The following is a 19,819-nucleotide window of genomic DNA, read 5'->3' as shown; positions in this document are numbered from 1 at the left end:
GGGAGACTCCCATCGCAGCGGCGATGTGGGCCTGGGGCCAGCCGGCCCGGTGGCGTTGAACGATCAGGCGGCGACCATGCACGGTCAGCCGGGCACTACCGTGGGACACGAGAACCTCCGGGTGGAGTGGGCCTTCGACAAGCCACATCCCATTCGGAGGTTCTCGTTCGTTCAACCAGGCTCGCCGCTACCAACGTCCTGGCCGGGTACACCTAGAGCGGGTCGAGCCGGGACCGCAGCAGGCAGAACTCGTTGCCCTCGGGATCGGCGAGGACGTGCCACGACTCCTCGCCGGTCTGGCCGACGTCGGCGACGACGGCGCCGGCGGCGAAGAGGCGCTCCAGCTCGGCGTCCTGGTCGCGGTCGGTGGCGTTGACGTCGAAGTGCAGCCGCAGCTGCCCGGGTGTCGGCTCGTCGGTGCGGCTGAGGATGATCGTCGGCTGCGGGCCGCCGAACCCGTCGCGCGGCCCGATCTCGATGTCGTCGCCCTCGCGGTCGAGCTCGACGAAGTCCAGCACCTCGCACCAGAACCGCGCCAGCCGCTCGGGGTCGCGGCACTGGAGGATGAGCTCACTGATCCGGCAGGCCATCGGCCCACCGTACCGAGATCACGAAAGCGCGGTGGGGTCGCCCGCACGCACCACCTGGTCCGCGGCAAGCCGCCGCGACGAAAACAGTCCCCGCCTCGTGCACGTCGATGATCGCCAGGCCTTCGCGAAATCGACACGACAGCCGACGAGCCGATCGTCGAGTCGCGTTCCCGGCGAACACTCCCAGTCGCATTGCTGAGGTCAGCGTGGCGGCGCCGCGACCAATCGGGCAGGGGACGACTTTCCGACCTCCGCATGCCCTCTGACCAGGTGAAACGTCAACATCATCGGGTGAACCCTGGTATTTCGCGAAGTGGACAGGCGACGTCGCGAAGTGCACCGTCACGCCGGGCCGAATCGCCGTAATCTCCGAGCAGAAGTCCCGGCACAAAACCCCGGAAGCCGGGCTTTCTCGGAAGAGGTGTGCAGAGATGAGCCCGGATTCTCACGTCGACCCCGATATCTCCATCGGCCAGATGATCCGCTCGGCCCGGATACGGATGCGCATGAGCCAGTACACACTCGCGGACCGGCTGGCCGCCGTCTCCGGCAAGCCCACGATGGGCCGCGACCGGGTGGCCCGGTGGGAGCGCGGCCGGCAGGTGCCGCGACGCGAGTGGCGGCAGTGGCTGGCGGTGGTCCTGGAGGTCCCCGCCGACCGGCTCGACGCGGGTGCGGTCGCGGCCCGGCGGCAGAGCCGGCTGGGCCACGCGGCCGCGCTCACCCCGCCGCCGGAGACCGGGACGGCGCGCCGTCCGCAGGGGACGCCGGCGCTGCTGCCGGTGTTCCGGTCCCGCGTCCAGGCCGGCATCCTCGCGGCCACCCTGCTGAACCCGGACCGCGCGTTCAGCCTGACCGAGCTGGCCGAGCACGCGGGCGGCTCGCTCGCGTCGGTCTCCAAGGAGGCCAAGCTGCTGGAGGACGCGGGCATCCTGATCAGGCGCAACGACGGCGCCATCCGGCTGATGCGGGCGGCCACCGACCGCGCCACCATCGGCCCGCTCACCGAGCTGATCCGCGGCACGTACGGCGTGCCACAGATCGTCGGCGAAGAGTTCGGCCGCGTCTCCGGCGTCGCGCGGATCGCGCTCACCGGCACCTGGGCGGAGCGGTTCACCGGCGTCGTCGGGCCGGAGCCGGACGTCATCCAGGTGCGGCTCACACCGGACGAGCACCACACGCCGGCCCGGCCGGAGCTGGTCGCCGCGGCCCGCCGGGCGGAGCGACGGCTGCACCGCCGGGTGGCGTTCGCGCTGATCGGACGGCCGGAGAACGGCGCCCGCCGGCCGCCCAACGGGCACGGCCCGCTCGCCGTCAACCGGACGACGCCGCGGCTGCGGCAACTGGAGCGGGTCCGGATCCCGCGGCAGCGCGGCAGCCTGCCGGTCGTCCACGTCGCGCCGCCGGCCGCCGCCGACAGCGCGCCCAGCGGGACCGGCGGCTGGCCCGAGGGCGCGGCCGTGGTCGCCGAACTGCTGGCCGGCAATCGGCTGGAGCTGTTCAGCGGCCCGGCCGCCGACGCTCGTCCCTACCTCGACCTCGCCGCACACCACCTGACGGCAGCGGAGGACGTCATGGCGGCATCGGCGGGCTCGGCGTTCGTGCTGGTCTGCCAGGCGGCGCAGCTGATCGGCTGCGGCCTGCTCGCGGCGCAGGGGCTGCGCCCGGCGCCGGGCGCGGATGCCGAGATCGTCGGGCGGTGCGTGATCGCCCAGTTCGGCGACCGGTTCGGCCACCTGGAGCTGCTGCGTCAGCGCCAGCTCAGCCTGAGCCGCCCGGTCGGCCGCGACAATCGCGTCAACGTCGCCGACGTCGAGGCCGCGCTGCCCGCCGTCCGGTCCCTGATCCAGGAGGCGCGCACGCTCGCCCCGCAACTCGACCTCTTCGGCTGACCCTCAGCGCAGCTGCGCGGAGTAGGTGTTGGGCTGGGCCCGCAGCAACCCCGTCAGCAGGGTGTCCTCCAGCTGGCGGATCATGACGGAGTTGCCGACGAGCCCGAACACCTGGTTGAGCCGTTGGGTGAGCGGCCGGACGATGCCCAGGTTGAGGTCGCGGCCGGGCCCGGTGAGCAGGTCCATCGCCGGCTCGAACCGCAGTTCCTCGTCGAGCGGACGGCGGAGCAGGCCGGCCAGATGGTCGCGGTAGTCCGCCGCGCTCACCCGGAAGCACAGCATCGCGCAGTCGGCGGACCACCAGGTGCGCACGTCGGGGCCGGGCGACAGCACGATCGCCGCGCCCGGCTGGGCCCGCACCTCGTGGCCGTCCAGCCACACCGCGTACGTCCCGGCGAGCACCACCTGGAGCACGTAGAAGTCCAGCTGGCCGGGGTGGGTGCGGGCCTCGGCGCCGAACGCGAGGTAGGCGGCTCCGACGCGGTCCAGCCGCCGGCCGTTGATGTAGGCGTCGACGCCGGCCTCGGGGTGCACCAGCTCGACCGGATGCCGGGCCACGAACCGGAAGACGACCTCGCGGGTGTGCTCGACGTCGGTGGAGCGGAGGACCGGGAACCGGTCGATCGGTGGCGCGTTCATACCCGCGCCGGCGTCATGGCGCGGCCCGCTCACCGCGCCAGGGTCTGCGACGGCAGTTCGCCGAAGCGCGCGTAGTAGGCCTGGGCGAACCGGCCGGGATGGCCGAGACCCCACTTGGCGACGACCTTGTTCACCGTGGTCATGTCGCGTTGCGACGCGAGCAGCTCATCGTGAGCGCGGCGCATGCGCACGTCGGTGAGGTACGCCCGCGGTGTCGTGCCCAGGTGGTGACGGAACGCCATCTGCAACGCCCGGACGCCGACCTGCGCCTCCTTGGCCAGGCTGGTCACGGTGTGCCGCCACTCCGGATGGCTCTCGATCAGCTCGCGCGCGATCGTGACGGCGCGGTGCGGGACCGGCGAGCGGCTGGTCCTGTCGAGCATCGTGGAGTAGTTGTTCGGCTGGGCCAGCAGCAGGCCGGTCATCAGCCAGTCCTCGTACTCGACCGCGACCGCGTGCTTGTTGATCATGCTGTGGTCCACGCGGTCCAGCTCCTCGACCAGCATCCGGAACACCGAGAGCCAGCTGCGGCCGGCGCCGGTGGTGACGTCCATGCCGAGGTCGAAGCGGATCGGCTGGGCCAGCGGCGCCTCGATCAGCCGGCGCAGGTGCGCCTCCAGCGCCGGTCGCTCGACGCGCAGGATCAGCTGTGCGCAGTCGGCCGACCAGCGCTGCGTCAGCGCGACCGTCGGCGAGATCACCGACGCCATGTCGGCCGTGGACAGCAGCTCCTCGCCGCCGTAGAGGACGAGGCCGCGCCCGGACAGCGGCACCTGCACGACGAAGAACGACTCCAGCTCACCCGGCTCGATGAGCACGTCGCCGCCGTAGGTGATGTAGTTCGCCGCGATGCGGTCGATGCGGCGGGTGTTCATGCGCGCGTTGATCTCGGTGGACCGGCCGAGCAGGTCCAGACGGTGCGGCGTGAAGACTCGCCCGACCACGTCACGTGCGTGATCGAGCTCGTGTGACTCGAACAACGGATACCTGTCGAGCGGAACAGTCGTCATGGTGGTTCTCCCTGCGGGCGCGCTCCCGCCGCGGCACACCACACCGTACTACTACGCGATCCGGCAAGATCAATTCGAAGGCTAGTCCTCGCCCACGGGCACGTCACCCGATGGAGTGTCACAATCCGGACCTCGATGTCACAGTCTCGGCCGGAAGGGGAACTGGCCCCTGCCGGGCGCGGCGGCGGACGCACAGACTCGGACGTGACGAGTCCGACGGAGGGAGTGCGCCGGTGCCCGCGTTCATGGAGCCGTTCCGCATCAAGGCCGTCGAGCCGATACCGTTCCCCAGCCGGGCGCAGCGCCGGCGCGCGCTGCAAGACGCCGGGTTCAACCTGTTCCGGGTGCCGGCCGCGGCGATCACCATCGACCTGCTCACCGACTCCGGCACCAGCGCGATGTCGGCTGCGCAATGGGCGGCCCTGATGGTGGGCGACGAGTCCTACGCCGGCGCCCGTTCCTACCAGCGGTTCGAGCAGGTGGTGCGCGAGCTGACCGGGTACGCCGAGGTGATCCCGGTGCACCAGGGCCGGGCCGCGGAGCGGATCCTGCTCGGCCGGCTGCTCCGCCCGGGCGACCTCTCCGTCTCGAACACGCACTTCGACACGACGCGCGCCAGCGTCGAGGCGGCCGGCGCGCGCGCCGTCGACCTGCCGGCCGAGGCCGTCGGGCCGGTGGCGTTCGGCGGCGACCTGTCGGTCCCGGCGCTGCGGGACCTGCTCACGGGCCCGGACGGCGGCAGCGTGCGGTGTGTCGTGGTGACGGTGACGAACAACGCCGGCGGCGGGCAGCCGGTGTCGCTGGGCAACGTCGTCGCCGTCCGCGAGCTGTGCGACCGGCACGGCGTGACGCTGCTGCTGGACGCGTCCCGCTTCGCCGAGAACGCCTACCTCATCACCGAACGCGACCCCGCGCAGGCCGGCCGGCCGCCCCGCGACGTCGCCCGCGAGGTGTTCGCGCTGGCCGACGGCTGCTGGGCGAGCCTGAAGAAGGACGGCATCGCCAACATCGGCGGGCTGATCGCGCTGCGCGACGCCGACCTGGCCCGCCGCTGCCGCGACCAGCTGATCGCCGTCGAGGGGTTCCCGACGTACGGCGGGCTGGCCGGGCGCGACCTGGAGGCGCTGGCGCAGGGCCTGCTGGAGGTCACCGACCCGGACTACCTGCGCTACCGCGCGCAGACCACGCGGTGGTTCGGCGACCGGCTGGCCGACGCCGGGCTGCCGGTGCTGCAGCCGACCGGCTGCCACGCCGTGTACGTCGACGCCGCGGCGCTGCTGCCGCACGTCCCACCGCACCGGCTGCCGGCGACCGCGCTGGCCAACGAGCTGTACCTGGCCGGCGCGGTGCGGGTGTCCGAGCTGGGCACGCTGGTGTTCGGCAGGCCCGACCCGGACGGCGGCGACGACCTGCCGGCGCCGCGTGAGCTGGTCCGGTTCGCGCTGCCGCGCCGCGTCTACACGAAGAGCCACCTGGAGTACGTCGTCGAGACCGCGGCGGAGGTCGTCGCGAAGGCGACGGAGATTCCCGGCTACCGCGTCGTCGAACAGACGGGTCCGCTGCGGCACTTCACCGCTGTGCTGGCACCCGGCGAGCCCGGCGGGCCCGCCGCGCTACCCGGGCGGCCCGCTCCAGATCCGACGAGCCCACCCCGAGCACCTCACTGATCCACTGCCGCCAATACGGGCCGGGGATGCGCTTGCCGCGTTCCCAGCGGGCGACCTCGTCGCGGGTGAGCGAGCCGTTGCCGGAGATCCGGGCCAGCTCGTCGGCGATGTCGTATTGGCTGTAGCCGAGTCGGCTGCGGGCCTGCCGGATCACCGAGCCGACGGTCTGGTCTGCCGATGTCACGCCTGCGGTGCGGACGATCATCTTCACGCTTCCGAGCGTGCTGACCGCTCGATCGACATACCAGGACAGAATGCGAACGATCCTGTCCACTTTGCGAAAACGACCAGGTCAGCACTCCGGCGCAAAAGCGGCCCCCTCCCCAGCTCCCAGCACGCCTGTAACGCTGGATGATCGACTCCATCCCCGGGGAGGCGTGGTGAATCGCCCGCTCGTGACACTGGTGAACCCGAACCTGGTTCACCCGCCCATCACTCCATATGCGCTCGACATCCTCACGACGTCGCTGGAGGCGGCCGGCTTCGAGGTGGACGTCCTGGACCTGACGCTGATCCGGGACCGCTGGCGGCACGCCGTCGCGGCCTACTTCGGCGAGCACCGCCCGCTGCTGGTGGGCGTCACGTTCCGCAACACCGACACGATCTACCCGCAGGAGCAGCGCGTCTTCCTCGACTCGCACCGTGAGATCGTGCGCGAGATCCAGCGGTGGACGACGGCGCCGATCGTCGGCGGCGGCGTCGGCTTCTCGTCGATGCCGTTCGCGCTGGTGGACTGGTTCGGCATCGACTACGGCGTCAAGGGCCCGGGCGAGACGACGATGGTCGAGCTCGCGCGCAGGCTGGCCGAGAACGACTCGCCGGCCAAGGTCGGCGGGCTGATCATCAACCTCGGCCGCGGCGACGTCCGGCAGATCCCGCACCGCAGCCAGCTGCTGGCCGACGGCCGCGTGGAGCTGGTGAACCGGTCGACGCCGTACACGCGGCGCTCCGGCGTGCGGAACAAGGTCGACAACCTCGCCTACTACCGTCGTGGCGGGCTGGGCAACATCCTGACGAAGAACGGCTGCACGTTCGCCTGCGCGCACTGCGTCGAGCCCGACGCCAAGGGCAACCGGTTCGCCCGCCGGGCCGAGGCCGCCGTCGTCGACGAGATGGAGCTGCTCACCGCACAGGGCGTGCGCGACCTGCACACGACCGACAGCGAGTTCAACCTCAACATCGCGCACTCGAAGGCGGTGCTGCGCGAGATCGTCCGGCGCAAACGCGCCGACCCGCACTCGCCGCTGCACGACCTGCGGCTGTGGATCTACGTGCAGCCGGCCCCGTTCGACGAGGAGTATGCCGAGCTGCTGGCCGAGGCCGGCTGCGCGGGCATCAACGTCGCGCCCGACCACGTCCGCGACGACGTGCTCGACGGGTGGAAGGTGACCGGCCGCGGCACCCGCTTCTACGGCTATCCCGACGTGCGGCGGCTGTGCGAGCTGGCCAAGCAGTACGGCATGCTGACGATGGTCGAGGCGCTGCTGGGCATGCCCGGCGAGACCGCCGAGACCATGAAGGACTGCGTCGACGGGCTGCTCGCGCTGGACGCGACCGTGGTCGGGTTCACGCTGGGCATCCGCGCGTTCCCGTACTCACCGCTGGGCCGCGACCTCGCCGCCCGCAGCGGCGGCACCCGCGCCGTCGCCGGCGTCCAGTCCAACACGGCGACCGCGCCGATCCTGCTCTCGACCCTGGACCAGTGCCACAGCCGGGTGGAGTACGAGCGGCAGTTCATGTTCGACCCGATGGGCGGGTTCCGGCCGGTGTACTACTTCTCCCCCGCGCTGCCGGAGGGCGCCCGGAACACTCATCCGGGCGACCGCTGGCTGACCAGCCTGGAGCTGCTGTGGGAGTGGGTGCCGCCGCAGGACCGGCCGCGGGTGATGCTGCCGACCGCCCCCGGCCTGTCGCCGGAGGACAACAACTACGCCGACAACCCGTTCCTGCTGCGGCTCACCGAACTCGGCTACAAGGGCGCATTCTGGTCGCACTGGCCGCTACGCACCGAGATCATGGGCGACACCGTCCCGGCCTGACGGTTTCGGCGGTGACGGGCGACTCCCGCACGAAGAGGACGGCGACGAACGCGGCACCGGCGAGGGCGGCGCAGATGAGGAAGACACGGCCGGATGCAGCACCGTAGGCGTGTTCGATCCCGGCATGGTCGGATTTCCAACCCGCTACCTGCGACGCGAAGACCGCGCCCAGAACCGAGATGCCGGCTGCTCCCCCAAACGACTGAAAGAACGTGAGCAGGGACGTGCCGGCGCCGAGATCTGGGTAGTCGAGGAGATTCTGCGCCACCACGACCAGGTTTGGCACGCAAGACCCGATCCCGAGCCCGAGGATCGTCATGCTCAGACACAACGACTCCAGCGACGTCGAGTCGTCGACTCGGCCCAGAAGTGCGAAGCCCACCACGCTCAGCGCTCCGCCGATCACCAGAGGCGGCTTGACACGGCCGGTGCGGCTCGTGAGCCGGCCGCACACCAGCGTCGCGCCGACGACTGCGGCGAGCAAGGGGAGCAGCAACAGTCCTGACTCGGTCGGCGAGTACCGACGAGCGATCTGAAAGTACTGGGCGAGGAACACCGACGAGACCACCAGGGAGGCGCCGGCGACGCTGATGGCGAAGAGCGCGATCAGCATCGTTCGATTGCGCAACAGCCGTAGCGGGAGGAGCGGATCAGCCGCCCGGCGCTCGACCAGCACACCACAGACGATCAGCGTCGCGCTGACCGCAACCAGGCCGAAGCTGATCCGCGACTTCCAGCCGAAGTCGGCACCGGCCGACGTGACCCAGATCATCAGGATGCAGATCGCGCTAGGCACGAGAAACACGCCCAGCCAGTCGAGGCGAGAGCCTGGGTGCACCACCGCGAGCTCCGGCGTTCGCCGAAGCAGCACGAGCGCCGCCACGGCGATCGGTGCGACGATCCAGAAGCACCACCGCCACCCCAGGAGTGGCACGTCGACGATGAGGCCGCCGACCAACGGCCCGCCAACCGTCGCAACGGCTCCGACGGCGACGAAATAGCCCACGTAGCGGCCTCGTTCACGCGGACCTACCAACGATGCGATGACGGTCGGGATCAGAGATCCCAATCCACCCATTCCCACGCCCTCGATCGCCCGGAACAGGATGAGGATCTCGGTGTTCGGCGAGAAGCCGGCAAGGACCGATCCGAGAGCGAAGATCGAGAACGCCAGCTGGACCAGCGTTCTCCTGCTCGTACGGTCGGCGAGCTTGCCCCAAATGGGTCCGGAGGCGGTGATCGTGAGTAGTGTCGCCGTAATCACCCAGGTGTACTGCCGCTGACTGCCGCCAAGCTCGGCGATGATGCGTGGCAGCGCCGTGGCGACGACCGTGCCGGACAGCGAGACGACGAATACGGCGAGCAGCAGGCCCGAGATCGCGCGAACGACATGTCCGTCCGTCGCCGTCGCCCGCCGAGGGTTCGGAGCCGTCAAGTTCCCCGGCCGGGTCCAACCCCCGACTCCTCACGAGCACCGGCTGCGCGCGCCGCATCGATCACGTACCGGCCATACCCAGACGAGGTGAGCTGCCGGCCGAGACGCAGGCATTGCTCCGCGTCGATGTAGCCCATCCGCAACGCCACCTCCTCGAGACATGCGATGCGCAGCCCTTGCCGGTGCTCCACGGTGCGCACGTACTCACTGGCCTCGAGCAGTGAGTCGTGTGTCCCCGTGTCCAGCCAGGCGAACCCGCGACCCAACTCGACCAGGCGGGCCAGCCCACGGTCCAGGTAAACGCGATTCAAATCCGTGATCTCGAGTTCTCCGCGCGCGGACGGCTCGAGGCCACTCGCGATCTCCACAACGTCGCTGTCATAGAAGTACAGCCCGGTGATGGCCCGGTTCGAACTGGGATAGCGCGGCTTCTCCTCGAGCGCGATCAAATTGCCGCTGTCGTCGGTGTAACCAACGCCGTACCGCTCAGGATCCACGACGGGGTACCCGAAGAGGACACATCCCTTCATGTCGCTGACGACGTTCGACAGCAGAGTCGAGAGTCCAGGCCCGTGGAAGATGTTGTCGCCCAGGATCAGCGCCACCGAATCGCCGTCGACATGATCCGCGCCCACGATGAAGGCATCTGCCAGGCCTCTCGGCTGCTCTTGTACCGCATAATCGAGTCGTATCCCCCACTGCGATCCGTTGGAAAGAAGCTGCTCGAACTGCGGCCTGTCTTGCGGAGTTGTGATGATGAGAATATCGGTGATGCCGGCAAGCATCAGGACGGACAGTGGGTAGTAGATCATGGGTTTGTTGTAGACCGGGACGAGTTGCTTCGACACACCCAACGTGACCGGATGCAGCCTGCTGCCATGTCCGCCGGCCAGGATGATTCCTTTCACCGTGCCTCGCAATCTAGCTTTGGCGGACCAACCGCGCACGATCTCCCGTGACGATCGCCTCGACTATGCGGACAGCTTCGACAGCGCCGTCCTCTCCACTGATCTCGCGTCCGAGTTGTTCCGCCCGAGCGGCCAAGCGCCCGTCGTGGGCCGCTCGCCGGATAGCCAAGGCGAGTTGCTCCGCGGTGACCTCGCGCAGGCGTGACGTGGGAGCGGCAACGCCCAGCTCGCAGAGGCGCTGCGCATTGAAACGCTGATCCGGCAATGACGGGCAGACGACCTGCGGCCGCGCGGCCATCATCGCCTCACCGGTGGTGCCAAGGCCGCCATGGTGGACGATCGCGGCCATCTGCGGAAACAGCCAGCCGAAGGGCACGGTGTCAACGAAAGCGATGTCGTCGCCGAGGTCCGCCGCAGCCATGCCGCTCCACCCGCCGACGACGACGGCCCGCACCCTGGCCAGCCGCACTGCCTCACGGACGAGGCGCGCCAACCGGTGCGGGTCCGAGGTCACGGTACTGGCGAATCCCACGTAGACCGGTGGAGGTCCGGTGGCCAGAAACGCTGCCAGCGAGGCTGGCGGCACCCAGGTCCCGGCGGCCGGCTGCGACCAGAAGCCGGTCGTGTGTACCCACGGCGGGTAGCTTGTCGTCGGCGGCAAGAGCCGACTGCTGAATGGATGCAGCACCGTGGTCGGCGACCCGTCGACCTGTCGGAACCTCCCGCCAGGACGACTACGCAGACCGAGCCGTTCTCGACGCCACTGGGTGCTGCTCCCGCTGAACAGCCACCAGATCGCTCGGCTGGAGACGTAGGTCGCTCGGTTGAACTGCCTGGGCGGGCGCCATCGGAACGACGGGTCGGGAAACGCCTCGGTCGGCACCCAGTACGGCTGCGGGCACATGAGCACCGACGGCACGCCCAGGAACTCTGCAACATCGTGCCCACCACCGCTGACATGGTGGACGACGACGTCGAAGGCCTCCCGACGGGCCTCCACGATGTCGCGGGCCATCGACGAGAGATCGTCGAGCACCGCTCTGACCAGTCTTCGTGTCTTCGGCACAGTCGTCAGGAGGCGTCGTCGCCCATGAAGGCCGCGGAAGCCCGCTTCAAGGCCTTTGACGACCTCCATGTCGCCGGCCAGCTCGTTCGGCCCGTCGTGAAGCCTGACCACGCGCTCACTGAACGGCTCACCCAGACCTGCGGATGCCGCCGGTGCCGCGAGGACCGAAGTGTGGCCAGCGCGCGCGAGCGCACTCGCCAGCGCAGCGAATGGCTGCACGTCTCCGCGGCTGCCGTGGGTGATGAGCAGGGCCCTCATCCGGCGCAATCCTGTCGTACGGGTGCGTAGAGTTCGTGCTTCCGCCGATGTGCGTGCGTCGGCCAACGACCTCGGTACATTTCAGACACCATCCTCGTCTCGGGCCTTTACAGAGATCCGGCGCCACGAGCCTCCCGCCGCTGGGCGCACGCTCAAAGGGGGCGAATTTCGTGCCCGCCCAGCTGCGTGCCCGGATATCGACTGCGAGAGCCACTGCATCGACGTCGGTGGAAACGGCCCCGTTCCGGCGCTTCGGAGGACAGTCCTACGATCCCCGCATGGACCTGAGGATCGTGGCTGAGCCCCAGTTCGGAGGAACCTACGAGGACCTGTTGGCTGCCGCCCGCGCTGCCGAATCCTCGGGATTCGACGGATTCTTCAGGTCGGACCACTACCTCGATCGAGCAAATCCGTCGGCATTGCCAGGACCAACCGACGCGTGGACGACATTGGCTGGTCTGGCGCGCGAGACAGCCACCATTCGCATTGGTACCCTCGTCACCGCTGCGACACTCCGGCATCCCTCTGTGCTAGCCATTTCGGCCGCCCAGGTCGACCGGATGTCGCATGGCCGACTCGATTTCGGACTCGGCAGCGGACATGACGTAGAAGAGCATCGTCGCTACGGAGTTCCCATCCCTGATATCAATGAGCGCTTTGACGTCTATACCGAACAGCTCGAGATCATCACCGGCTTGTGGACGACACCTGCCGGCGCACACTTCAACTTCAGCGGAAAGCACTACACGCTGACAGACGCACCAGCATTGCGTACGCCGGTCCAGTCGCCCACGCCGCCGATCATCATCGGTGGCGCCGGCAAGAAGCGGACTCCGCACCTCGCCGCCCGATTCGCCAACGAGTTCAACGTGATCTTCGCGGGCGCATCGGCCGCGGCTGCGCAGTTCGATCGGGTGGCGGCCGCCGCTCGAGCAATCGGGCGGGACCCAGGCGGGATCGTCAGATCCGCCGCGGTCGCGACCGCCGTTGGCAGGACCAGCGGCGACTCGATGCGTCGCCTGGGCGTGATTCACAAGTGCCTCCCGTGGCTGCGATCTGAGGCCGAGGACTTCGGCCGGATCGTCGCGGGCTCGCCGAACCACGTGGTCGACCAGATCGGGCGATACCGCGAGGCCACCGGCATCTCCCGCCTCTATCTCGATTTTCCCGACGTCTGGGATCTTGACCAGATCGAGCTGATCGCCTCGGACGTCAAGCCACAGCTGGAAGGGGATTAGTCACCGAATGGACACGTTGGTTCTGACCGACGGCACCCGCGGCGACGTTCAACCGTTCATTGCACTGGCTCGCGCATTGCGCTCCGCCGGCCACCGCGTGACACTCGTCGCGCCCGAGACCTCGATGACTCTTGCGACAGCACACGACGTTCCCTTCGTCCCGCTGACCGACAGCGCGCGGACGGAGATCGTCGAGCGACGTGCGCCCAATACGGTCGGCCGCAACGGGCTGATGCGCATGCATCTCGCGCTGCGGATCATCCGGGCGAATCGGATGGAGCCCGGCAGCAAGTTGCGGGAGCTCGCCGACGCGTCGGCGCAGGGAGCAGACGTGCTTGTCCACCACACCAACGTGCCCGGTCACCATCTGGCGGAATGGCTGGGCGTACCGGCGGTTCCCGTATGCCCGTTTCCGTACTGGGTGCCGACCAGCTCGTTCCCGGATCCCACCCTGCCCTTCGCGCTACCGCCATCCCTCAATCGCGCCTCATACGGCCTCAACAAGGTGCTACCCACGAACCTCCTGCTCCGGCTCTACTCGAAGAAGCATCTGAGTCGCTGGCGGCGCGACACCCTACGACTGCCAGCGCGGCACGGTCAGCACGATCTCTTCCGCCGACCCGACGGCGATCGGGTCACGTTCCTCCAGGCATTCAGCCGCCACATGCTCCCGGCCCCGGTGAGCTACCCGGACTGGGTCGAGACGACCGGCTTCTGGTATCTGCCGGCGCCGCCGGACTGGCGCCCCCCGGCCGGTCTGGCTGAGTTCGTCGACGACGGAGAGCCGCCGATATTCGTCGGCTTCGGGAGCATGGTGGGCGCCGATCCTCGTCGCACGACGCGGGTCGTAGCCGATGCCCTGCGCGTCGCGAAGTCCCGCGCGGTCGTCGCCACGGCCTGGGGCGGGCTGGATCCGGATGGATTCGGCGACGACGTCTTCTGTCTCGAGCAGGTGCCGTTCGACTGGTTGTTTCCGCGCGTGTCCGCCGTCGTGCACCACGGTGGCGGCACGATCGGCGCTGCGCTGGCGGCGGGACGTCCGCAGGTGCTCTGCCCCTTCATGTTCGACCAGCCGTTCAACGCACGTTGCATGCACGACATAGGAGTGGCTCCTCCACCCCAGCCGGAACGCAGCCTAACCGCCGACGGTCTGGCCGAGGCGATTCAGCTCGCACTCACCGACCACGGCATGACCCGGCGCGCTGCAGAGGTAGGTCACCGCGTACGCGACGAAGACGGGTTGAGCGCCGCGGTGAGGACCATCGAATCGGCCGTGCGGTGACGCGACCAGCGGCGACCCTCACGCAGAACATCCTCTGGCTACGCTGTCGCGGACTCCAGCGCATGCCCGGCTCGGTAGATGAGGTGCTCGCCGAACTGCGGACCGATGATCTGGAGACCTCTCGGCATGCCGTCGTCGCCCACGCCCGACGGCACCGTCAACGCGGGGTGACCCGTCAGGTTGAACGGGCAGCAGGTCAGGATCGGCGCCGCGCGTATGAACGCCTCGCTGCGCTCCTCTGGAGGCTTCGTGGCAAGATCCACCAGATCGAACGATGACGACGGAACCTCCGCAGGCCCGGTGGGCGAGGTGGGCGTGATCAGCAGATCGGCATCGCCGAGGGCGGCCTCGACCTGGCGGCGCAACTCAAGTCGCAAGTTCTGGGCCCGGCCGAAGGGCACACCGAGGTACCTGCTGCGCACATGCTCGCGCGTCAGGAACATCGTCGTCGCCCCGTGGTCGCCGATGAGCTGCTCGCCAGCCATTGTGGCGACGCGAGAGACATCCACCCTGCCGAAGTGTCCATATCCCTGGCCGAGGGAGTCGATCATCGCGGTCTGTGCGAGGATCGCCCCGGCTAACCAGATGGCGAAGCTGTCCGTCCACAGCGGCACCGATACCCGCACCACGTCCGCGCCGAGTCCGATCAGCACCTTCTGAGCGTTCCCGAACTCTCGCAGCGTGTCCTCAGTGCATCCCGACGGTTCAAGGGACTCCCCGATCACCGCGATTCGAAGTCCCTTGATCGGCCCGTCGAGCGCGCTCGTGTAATCCGCCTCCACGGGAGGTGCGGCCATCGGATAGGGGTCTCTCCAGTCTTGCCCGGCGAGTGTCTCGAGCAGCGCCGCGTTCTCGGCGACGGATCTCGTGATCGGCCCGATGTGGTCGATGGTGTGGTCCTGGCTCAGCAGGCCGTACGAGGGCACGAGGCCGTGCGTCGCCTTCATGCCGACGAGGCCACACCAGGCCGCCGGCCACCGCACGCTACCCGCTTGGTCGACTCCCAGCGCCGCATCGGCGAACCCACTGGCGACGGCGGCAGCCGAGCCCGAGGACGAGACGCCGGCAGAGTAGCGGCGGTCCAGTGGATTCCGTGTCTCCTCGAAAACCGATCCGCTCATGTTCGTCTTCGCCACGATCACTGCGCCGGCGTCGAGGAGGCGTTCGACGGCGACCGCGTCCTCGGTCGGCACCACCGCGCGTGCATGCGGACGCCCTCCCGTCATGGGCACACCCGCGACCGCGACGTTGTCCTTGACACCGACGCGCATCCCGGCGAGGGGTCCCGACGCGGATCCCCGGACCTCACAGAACCGAACGACGGCGTGATACGGGTCTTCGGCCGGCAGGGGTGGGCGTCCCGGATCACGATGGTGGTGGCGAACTGGGACGTGAGGATCTGCCAGCCGTTCTAGGCGTTCGAACACGCGAAGGTAGTCGGCGACTTGTGAACGCGCCCGCTCCAGATCGTCCGGCCGGACGTGGGATCCCTGGCGCACAGCGTAGGCGGCCAGTTGATCGGTGCTCGGCGGCTCCAGCGGCCTGGAACTCGCCGCCTCGGGCGCCTCAGGCACCAGGGCTCCCTCGCCGCGCGGAGCGACCTCCCCCGGGTCGCAACCGCACCCATCTCACGGCCACGTTCCACCTCCTCGTTCGGCACTCTCGAATCTCGTGTCCGCGGTGAGTCCCTGCCGTCGATCGCTTGGGTCCAGCTCAATTCGGCGACGAGCGGTCTCCGTGACGGGGCCGGCTCAAGGTCAGCCACTCACGATCGTGTGTGCAACGTGCGTTTCTCTTTACTGTATGAGTCCAGCAGGAGCGCAGCAATACGCCGGCGAGACGCACAAAGTACGCCCGAAACGCAGTTCGTGCCCCACGTAGCAATGCCCGCGTAGCGGTGAACGTGGCAGGGCATGGGGAGCGGGTTGTCGATGGCGTCTTGTGCCGAGGTCACGTCCAGGTACGCCAGGGTGTATGTGAAGGCGAGCAAGAAGAACACCACGCGCGTACGAAGGAGCGGTCCTTCCCTCACCGCAGGGCGGCAGGTGGCCTCGTCGGCCCAGCAGGCCGAGTCTTGGAGGACCTCCCTCCTCAGGGTCGCGTGGAACCGACTCCGCGGGCATGTTGTCCGCGCTCGAGCCAACGGCACCCATGGTTTGGGCTACTGAGCTCGGAGCAGAGCCCGGCGAAGTCCTTGGAGGTGTAGACCGACCCGTGGTCGCCGTGGAGGATCGCGCTGCTCAGGCTGCCCGGGTCGCGGCGGCGGCCTTAAGCGTCGTCTTCGACGAGGCTGGTGCGCATCACCTCGTAATCCGGGAAAAGAGCATGGCCGAATCAGGAATGTCATACGGTGAAACCGTCTGAGATCGTTGACGGGAGATGATGTACTGACGACCGCGAGGTGTCCTGCGTACTGATCGTTGCAGGTGCCGGCGGCCGGGGAGCAGGGAGGCTGCGATGGGCGGTTCCACAGGGACCACCCGCCAAGATGCGCGCCGGATACGCACCACACGCTGGGATCGGACCGGTCGAGTCCCACCAATCCCTCCTCATCCCAGGAATTTCACGGCATCCGTGCCGACTTTGTGCGGCCCGCGCGCGCCGAGGTCACCCTCGCTCTGTTGCCGACCCTGACGTGGGTTAGGGATGTTTGTTCAACGCTAACGCAGGCGTCCAAATGCGTATGCACGCAATGGGGCGAAGATCAGCCCCTGCCACCACGACAGTCCGTCGTGCACTCTTGCTGGAGGGGACACACGGACTGGTAGATCTGCATGGAGTGTCAGTTTGCAACTACGCCATATGGGCTAGCGACTCGGCCGCTACGCCAACCGTTTGCCTACCTCACACAGCCTGACTACGGCGTTAACGAGATGCGCTGGGACCACGGCGACAACCGCATGGGAGGCCGCATGCGTATCGGGTGTTCGACTATCACATTCGGCCCTCAGTCCATCGAGGAGGCCTTCGAACGGATTGCTGATCTCGGATTCAGAGTGATCGATTTGAGCGCAGTGCCGGGTGTCTTTGACCACGTCAACCTCATCGACCCGCCGGCTGAGGAAATCGGCCGTATCGCATCCCTCGTCGATCGGTACGGTTTCGAAGTCGCCGGGCTTCTGTCTGTGCCGTGGATTCCAGACGCTCTTGACGACGCAGTTGAGCTTCGACGACGCTATACGTTTGCGGCCGACGTGGCCAAGGCAGTCGGTGCTCGAGCCTGGGTAGTTGACGGGAACAGACCCGACACACCCGACGCGTCGGGTCGGGCAAAGGGGCTTGAACGCTTCCGGCGTACGATCACGATGGCCGCAGACCTGGCGCATGAACGTGGTATTGCCATCGCGATCGAAGCACCGCATGGCGGAACTCTCGCTGAGACGTTGCCCGAGGCGATCGAGCTACTCGAGGTGGCAGACATCCCCGAACTAGGCATCGATTTTGACACGAGCCACGTGCTCAACTCTGGTGCGACGACGTCAGAGATGCTCGATGCCATAGGAGATCGAGTCATCCATGTTGCCCTCCGCGACGCGCGAGTCGGTGGTCACGCTTGTACGCCGGGCGACGGTGATGTCGATTTCGCCGAGTTGTTCCGGTTGTTGATCACAACAGGGTACAACGGCGATGTACTGCTTGAGCTGGAGCCGGCGGCAGAGGACGCCTCCGCTGAGGAAAGAGGGCGGGAGGCCGTACGCGCACGCGGATACCTCGAGCCCCTACTGGTCGCGGCCGGCAATCAGGACTGATCAGCTGACAAATCGTTGCCCCATCACGAGAGAGGCCCCGCTAGATGTCCAGACGTATGGTTCGGTTCGCCACCATCGGAGCCGGATTTCAGACAGAGCAGTCGATTCTTCCTTCCCTCCGTTTCACGGACCTGGAACTTGTCGCCGTGTGTGATCTTGACGAAGAGCGGGCCCGAGTGGTCGGATCGCGGCACGGGGCGCTGCGCACATATACGGACTACCAGAAGATGCTCGCTTCTGAGGAGATCGACGCGGTCTCGGTCGTAGGGCCGCCGGAACTGCATCACGAGGCTGGTCTGGCGGTCCTTGAGTCGGGCCGGCACCTGTTCGTCGAGAAGCCGCCTGCACCTGACCTGGCCAAGGCGAGGCAAATCCAGGCCGCGGCGGCCTCGCGGGGCCTACAGGTCATGGTGGGATTCATGAAACGTCATGCACACGCATATGTGCGAGCCCGAGAGCTCAGCACGCGGCCGGGGTTCGGCCGGCGGACGATGCTCCGGTTGAACTATTCGCATGTCCATTATGCCTCTTTGCGTGAACACGCAATCTTCATGACCGTTCACGGTCTCGATCTAGCGCGATACTTTATGGGTGACGTTGCGGGTGGTTCCGTAGCCAAGCGGGAAATCGATGGGAACTACGTGATAGCTTTGCTCGTCCAGCACGAGGATGGAGGATTCTCTCAGATTACCCTCTCGACACACGAACCGCGCGTGCAGGAGTCTGTCGAACTCGTGGGTGAGTCTGCACTAATACAGGTGACCAACTTGACGGAGCTGCGCTATCACCCCCGAGCCTCCACGTGGGAGGATGTTCAGTCCACCGACGAATCGATGGTCTCGCTCTGGTACCCCGAGTTTGCAATACCGATTGAGTACACCAGTAATCACGTCCTGCAGGGCTACGCCGGCCAGCTCCGGCACTTCGCAAACGCTCTCGCGGCTGGCGAGGCGGTATCACCCAATATTGACGACGGCGTCGAGGCTATGCGTCTCGCGGAGGCGCTTTGCGATGCACCTGATGGCATCACCCCCTTGCGCCTGCGTGACTGATGTCGGTGGCGTGAGCACAGCACCATCCCTTGATGTAACTCGTTCAGTATGGCTCAGCTGAGGCACGAGCTCACATGCCAGCGATGTCGCAAGCCGTTCGGCGCGCTCAGGAGTCGCGGGCGCATTGGGCATGCCACTGACATTCTCCATGTTTCGACATGTCAACGAGACAACGGAACCTTGTCCGAAGATTTCGGCGTAATCATTGCCTGAGTCCAGCTGGCGGTCGTGCACAGATTGAAGGTGCAAACCGCCCAGAGTGGGTCCGCGCGGTCACGCCGATAGCGTGACCGAAGCCGGAAGCTCGGTGATGTGCGCCTGGAGCTCGGTGACCTCTCCGAGGAGTACCGCGCTACCGGATCTGGTCGACCGTGACTTCCCGCCGCCGGCCCGAAACAGCTGTGGGTCGCCGACTTCACCTATGTCGCGACCTGGTCCGGCACCGTCTACGTCGCGTTCGTCTTCGACGTGTTCTCCCGGATGATCGTGGGCTGGCGCGCGGCGTCCTGATGAGCACCGAACTCGTGCTCGATACTCTCGACCACGCCATCCTGGCCTGCCGCCAGGCCAGGATCAGCGACCTGTCCGAGCTGGTCCACCACACCGACACCGGCTCGCCGTACACATGGTTCGCGTTCACCATCGGGCTGCTGCCTACGACAACGCGCTGGCCGAGTCCCAGATCGGCATCTACAAGACCGAACTGATCCGCCCCGAAGGACCCTGGCGCGACCTCGAGCACGTCGAGATCGAGACCCTGAACTGGGTCCACTGGTTCAACCACGAGCGCACACACGCTTCCGTCGACGACCTCACAGCTCCCGAAGCCGAGACCGCCCACTTCGCTGCACGAAACCGTCCTCCCGGGGCGGTTCACCCGCGGCCGCCCACCGCCACGAGGTACGGCAGCTTGCGGCGAAACCCTCCGATGACGCCACGCACACCTTGAGAGTCTTGCGGGAGCGTGCTCGCGCTTGACGAGGGTGAGACGTAC

The 19,819-nt window shown here is 67.8% G+C and carries 18 protein-coding genes and 1 pseudogene; 10 read left to right on the top strand and 9 right to left on the bottom strand.

Annotated features, from left to right (window positions below):
- Window positions 1-212 precede the first annotated feature (212 nt).
- Window positions 213-590, bottom strand: coding sequence for a VOC family protein (locus tag C1I92_RS16985; RefSeq protein ID WP_111255837.1), 378 nt, complete (start codon window positions 588-590; stop codon window positions 213-215).
- 431 nt (window positions 591-1,021) lie between these two features.
- Between C1I92_RS16985 and C1I92_RS16980 the strand changes: the two genes are divergently transcribed.
- Window positions 1,022-2,482 (top strand): helix-turn-helix domain-containing protein, encoded by a 1,461-nt coding sequence (locus C1I92_RS16980; protein ID WP_111255836.1) that lies wholly within the window; start codon window positions 1,022-1,024, stop codon window positions 2,480-2,482.
- A gap of 3 nt (window positions 2,483-2,485) precedes the next feature.
- On the opposite strand, the gene C1I92_RS16975 is transcribed toward C1I92_RS16980, so the two are convergent.
- A complete protein-coding gene (locus C1I92_RS16975; RefSeq protein WP_146605174.1) occupies window positions 2,486-3,154 on the bottom strand; it encodes a cupin domain-containing protein in 669 nt (222 codons plus the stop codon).
- Entirely contained in the window at window positions 3,151-4,131 is a 981-nt protein-coding gene (locus C1I92_RS16970; RefSeq protein ID WP_111255834.1) for an AraC family transcriptional regulator, read from the bottom strand. Before C1I92_RS16970 ends, C1I92_RS16975 begins: the two co-directional genes overlap by 4 nt.
- Before the next feature lie 233 nt (window positions 4,132-4,364).
- Here C1I92_RS16970 and C1I92_RS16965 point away from each other — a divergent pair, with 233 nt between their 5' ends.
- A complete protein-coding gene (locus C1I92_RS16965) occupies window positions 4,365-5,798 on the top strand; it encodes a tryptophanase (protein ID WP_199521303.1) in 1,434 nt (477 codons plus the stop codon).
- Here the strand turns inward: C1I92_RS16965 and C1I92_RS16960 are convergent.
- Window positions 5,701-6,003, bottom strand: a complete 303-nt coding sequence (locus C1I92_RS16960) for a helix-turn-helix domain-containing protein (protein WP_111255841.1) — start codon at window positions 6,001-6,003, stop codon at window positions 5,701-5,703. The two genes, C1I92_RS16965 and C1I92_RS16960, sit on opposite strands and share 98 nt — an antisense overlap.
- A gap of 175 nt (window positions 6,004-6,178) precedes the next feature.
- Here C1I92_RS16960 and tsrT point away from each other — a divergent pair, with 175 nt between their 5' ends.
- Window positions 6,179-7,837, top strand: coding sequence for a tryptophan 2-C-methyltransferase (gene tsrT, locus C1I92_RS16955; RefSeq protein WP_111255839.1), 1,659 nt, complete (start codon window positions 6,179-6,181; stop codon window positions 7,835-7,837).
- Here tsrT and C1I92_RS16950 read toward each other — a convergent pair.
- Genes C1I92_RS16950 through C1I92_RS16940 form a run of 3 tightly spaced genes read right to left on the bottom strand, consistent with a single transcriptional unit; the run spans window position 7,812 to window position 11,504 of the window.
- Complete coding sequence (locus C1I92_RS16950; protein ID WP_111255833.1) at window positions 7,812-9,272, bottom strand: MFS transporter; 1,461 nt, start codon at window positions 9,270-9,272, stop codon at window positions 7,812-7,814. The genes tsrT and C1I92_RS16950 overlap by 26 nt on opposite strands.
- Entirely contained in the window at window positions 9,269-10,180 is a 912-nt protein-coding gene (gene rfbA, locus C1I92_RS16945; RefSeq protein ID WP_111255832.1) for a glucose-1-phosphate thymidylyltransferase RfbA, read from the bottom strand. Before rfbA ends, C1I92_RS16950 begins: the two co-directional genes overlap by 4 nt.
- A 13-nt stretch (window positions 10,181-10,193) precedes the next feature.
- Window positions 10,194-11,504 (bottom strand): glycosyltransferase, encoded by a 1,311-nt coding sequence (locus tag C1I92_RS16940; RefSeq protein ID WP_111255831.1) that lies wholly within the window; start codon window positions 11,502-11,504, stop codon window positions 10,194-10,196.
- Window positions 11,505-11,782: 278 nt separating this feature from the next.
- Between C1I92_RS16940 and C1I92_RS16935 the strand changes: the two genes are divergently transcribed.
- Window positions 11,783-12,742 carry an LLM class F420-dependent oxidoreductase gene (locus C1I92_RS16935; RefSeq protein ID WP_111255830.1) on the top strand — a complete coding sequence of 320 codons (960 nt, stop codon included), beginning with the start codon at window positions 11,783-11,785 and terminating at the stop codon, window positions 12,740-12,742.
- Window positions 12,743-12,749: 7 nt separating this feature from the next.
- On the top strand, window positions 12,750-14,024 hold the full coding sequence (locus C1I92_RS16930) for a glycosyltransferase (protein ID WP_111255829.1): 1,275 nt from the start codon (window positions 12,750-12,752) through the stop codon (window positions 14,022-14,024).
- Window positions 14,025-14,062: 38 nt separating this feature from the next.
- Here C1I92_RS16930 and C1I92_RS16925 read toward each other — a convergent pair whose 3' ends face one another.
- Entirely contained in the window at window positions 14,063-15,598 is a 1,536-nt protein-coding gene (locus C1I92_RS16925) for an amidase family protein (RefSeq protein ID WP_146605173.1), read from the bottom strand.
- A 455-nt stretch (window positions 15,599-16,053) separates the two neighbouring features.
- Window positions 16,054-16,325: pseudogene (locus C1I92_RS34930) on the bottom strand (IS3-like element ISTesp3 family transposase); the annotation flags it as partial.
- A 572-nt stretch (window positions 16,326-16,897) separates the two neighbouring features.
- On the opposite strand from C1I92_RS34930, the gene C1I92_RS16915 reads away from it, so the two are divergent.
- The 5 genes from C1I92_RS16915 (at window position 16,898) to C1I92_RS35860 (ending at window position 19,774) form a co-directional block, all read left to right on the top strand.
- Window positions 16,898-17,773 carry a sugar phosphate isomerase/epimerase family protein gene (locus tag C1I92_RS16915; RefSeq protein ID WP_158564176.1) on the top strand — a complete coding sequence of 292 codons (876 nt, stop codon included), beginning with the start codon at window positions 16,898-16,900 and terminating at the stop codon, window positions 17,771-17,773.
- A gap of 56 nt (window positions 17,774-17,829) precedes the next feature.
- Window positions 17,830-18,825 carry a Gfo/Idh/MocA family protein gene (locus C1I92_RS16910; RefSeq protein ID WP_158564175.1) on the top strand — a complete coding sequence of 332 codons (996 nt, stop codon included), beginning with the start codon at window positions 17,830-17,832 and terminating at the stop codon, window positions 18,823-18,825.
- Window positions 18,826-19,224: 399 nt separating this feature from the next.
- Window positions 19,225-19,335 carry a DDE-type integrase/transposase/recombinase gene (locus C1I92_RS35870; protein ID WP_146605175.1) on the top strand — a complete coding sequence of 37 codons (111 nt, stop codon included), beginning with the start codon at window positions 19,225-19,227 and terminating at the stop codon, window positions 19,333-19,335.
- Window positions 19,335-19,532: a hypothetical protein gene (locus tag C1I92_RS35865; RefSeq protein ID WP_199521304.1), complete on the top strand. Its 198-nt coding sequence runs from the start codon at window positions 19,335-19,337 to the stop codon at window positions 19,530-19,532. The genes C1I92_RS35870 and C1I92_RS35865 overlap by 1 nt, the downstream gene beginning before the upstream one ends.
- Window positions 19,451-19,774 (top strand): integrase core domain-containing protein, encoded by a 324-nt coding sequence (locus C1I92_RS35860; RefSeq protein WP_111255824.1) that lies wholly within the window; start codon window positions 19,451-19,453, stop codon window positions 19,772-19,774. Before C1I92_RS35865 ends, C1I92_RS35860 begins: the two co-directional genes overlap by 82 nt.
- The last annotated feature ends 45 nt before the right edge of the window (window positions 19,775-19,819 follow it).

Source organism: Jiangella anatolica (assembly GCF_003236295.1).
GTDB lineage: Bacteria > Actinomycetota > Actinomycetes > Jiangellales > Jiangellaceae > Jiangella > Jiangella anatolica.
This window is presented reverse-complemented; position numbering and strand designations above follow the sequence as displayed.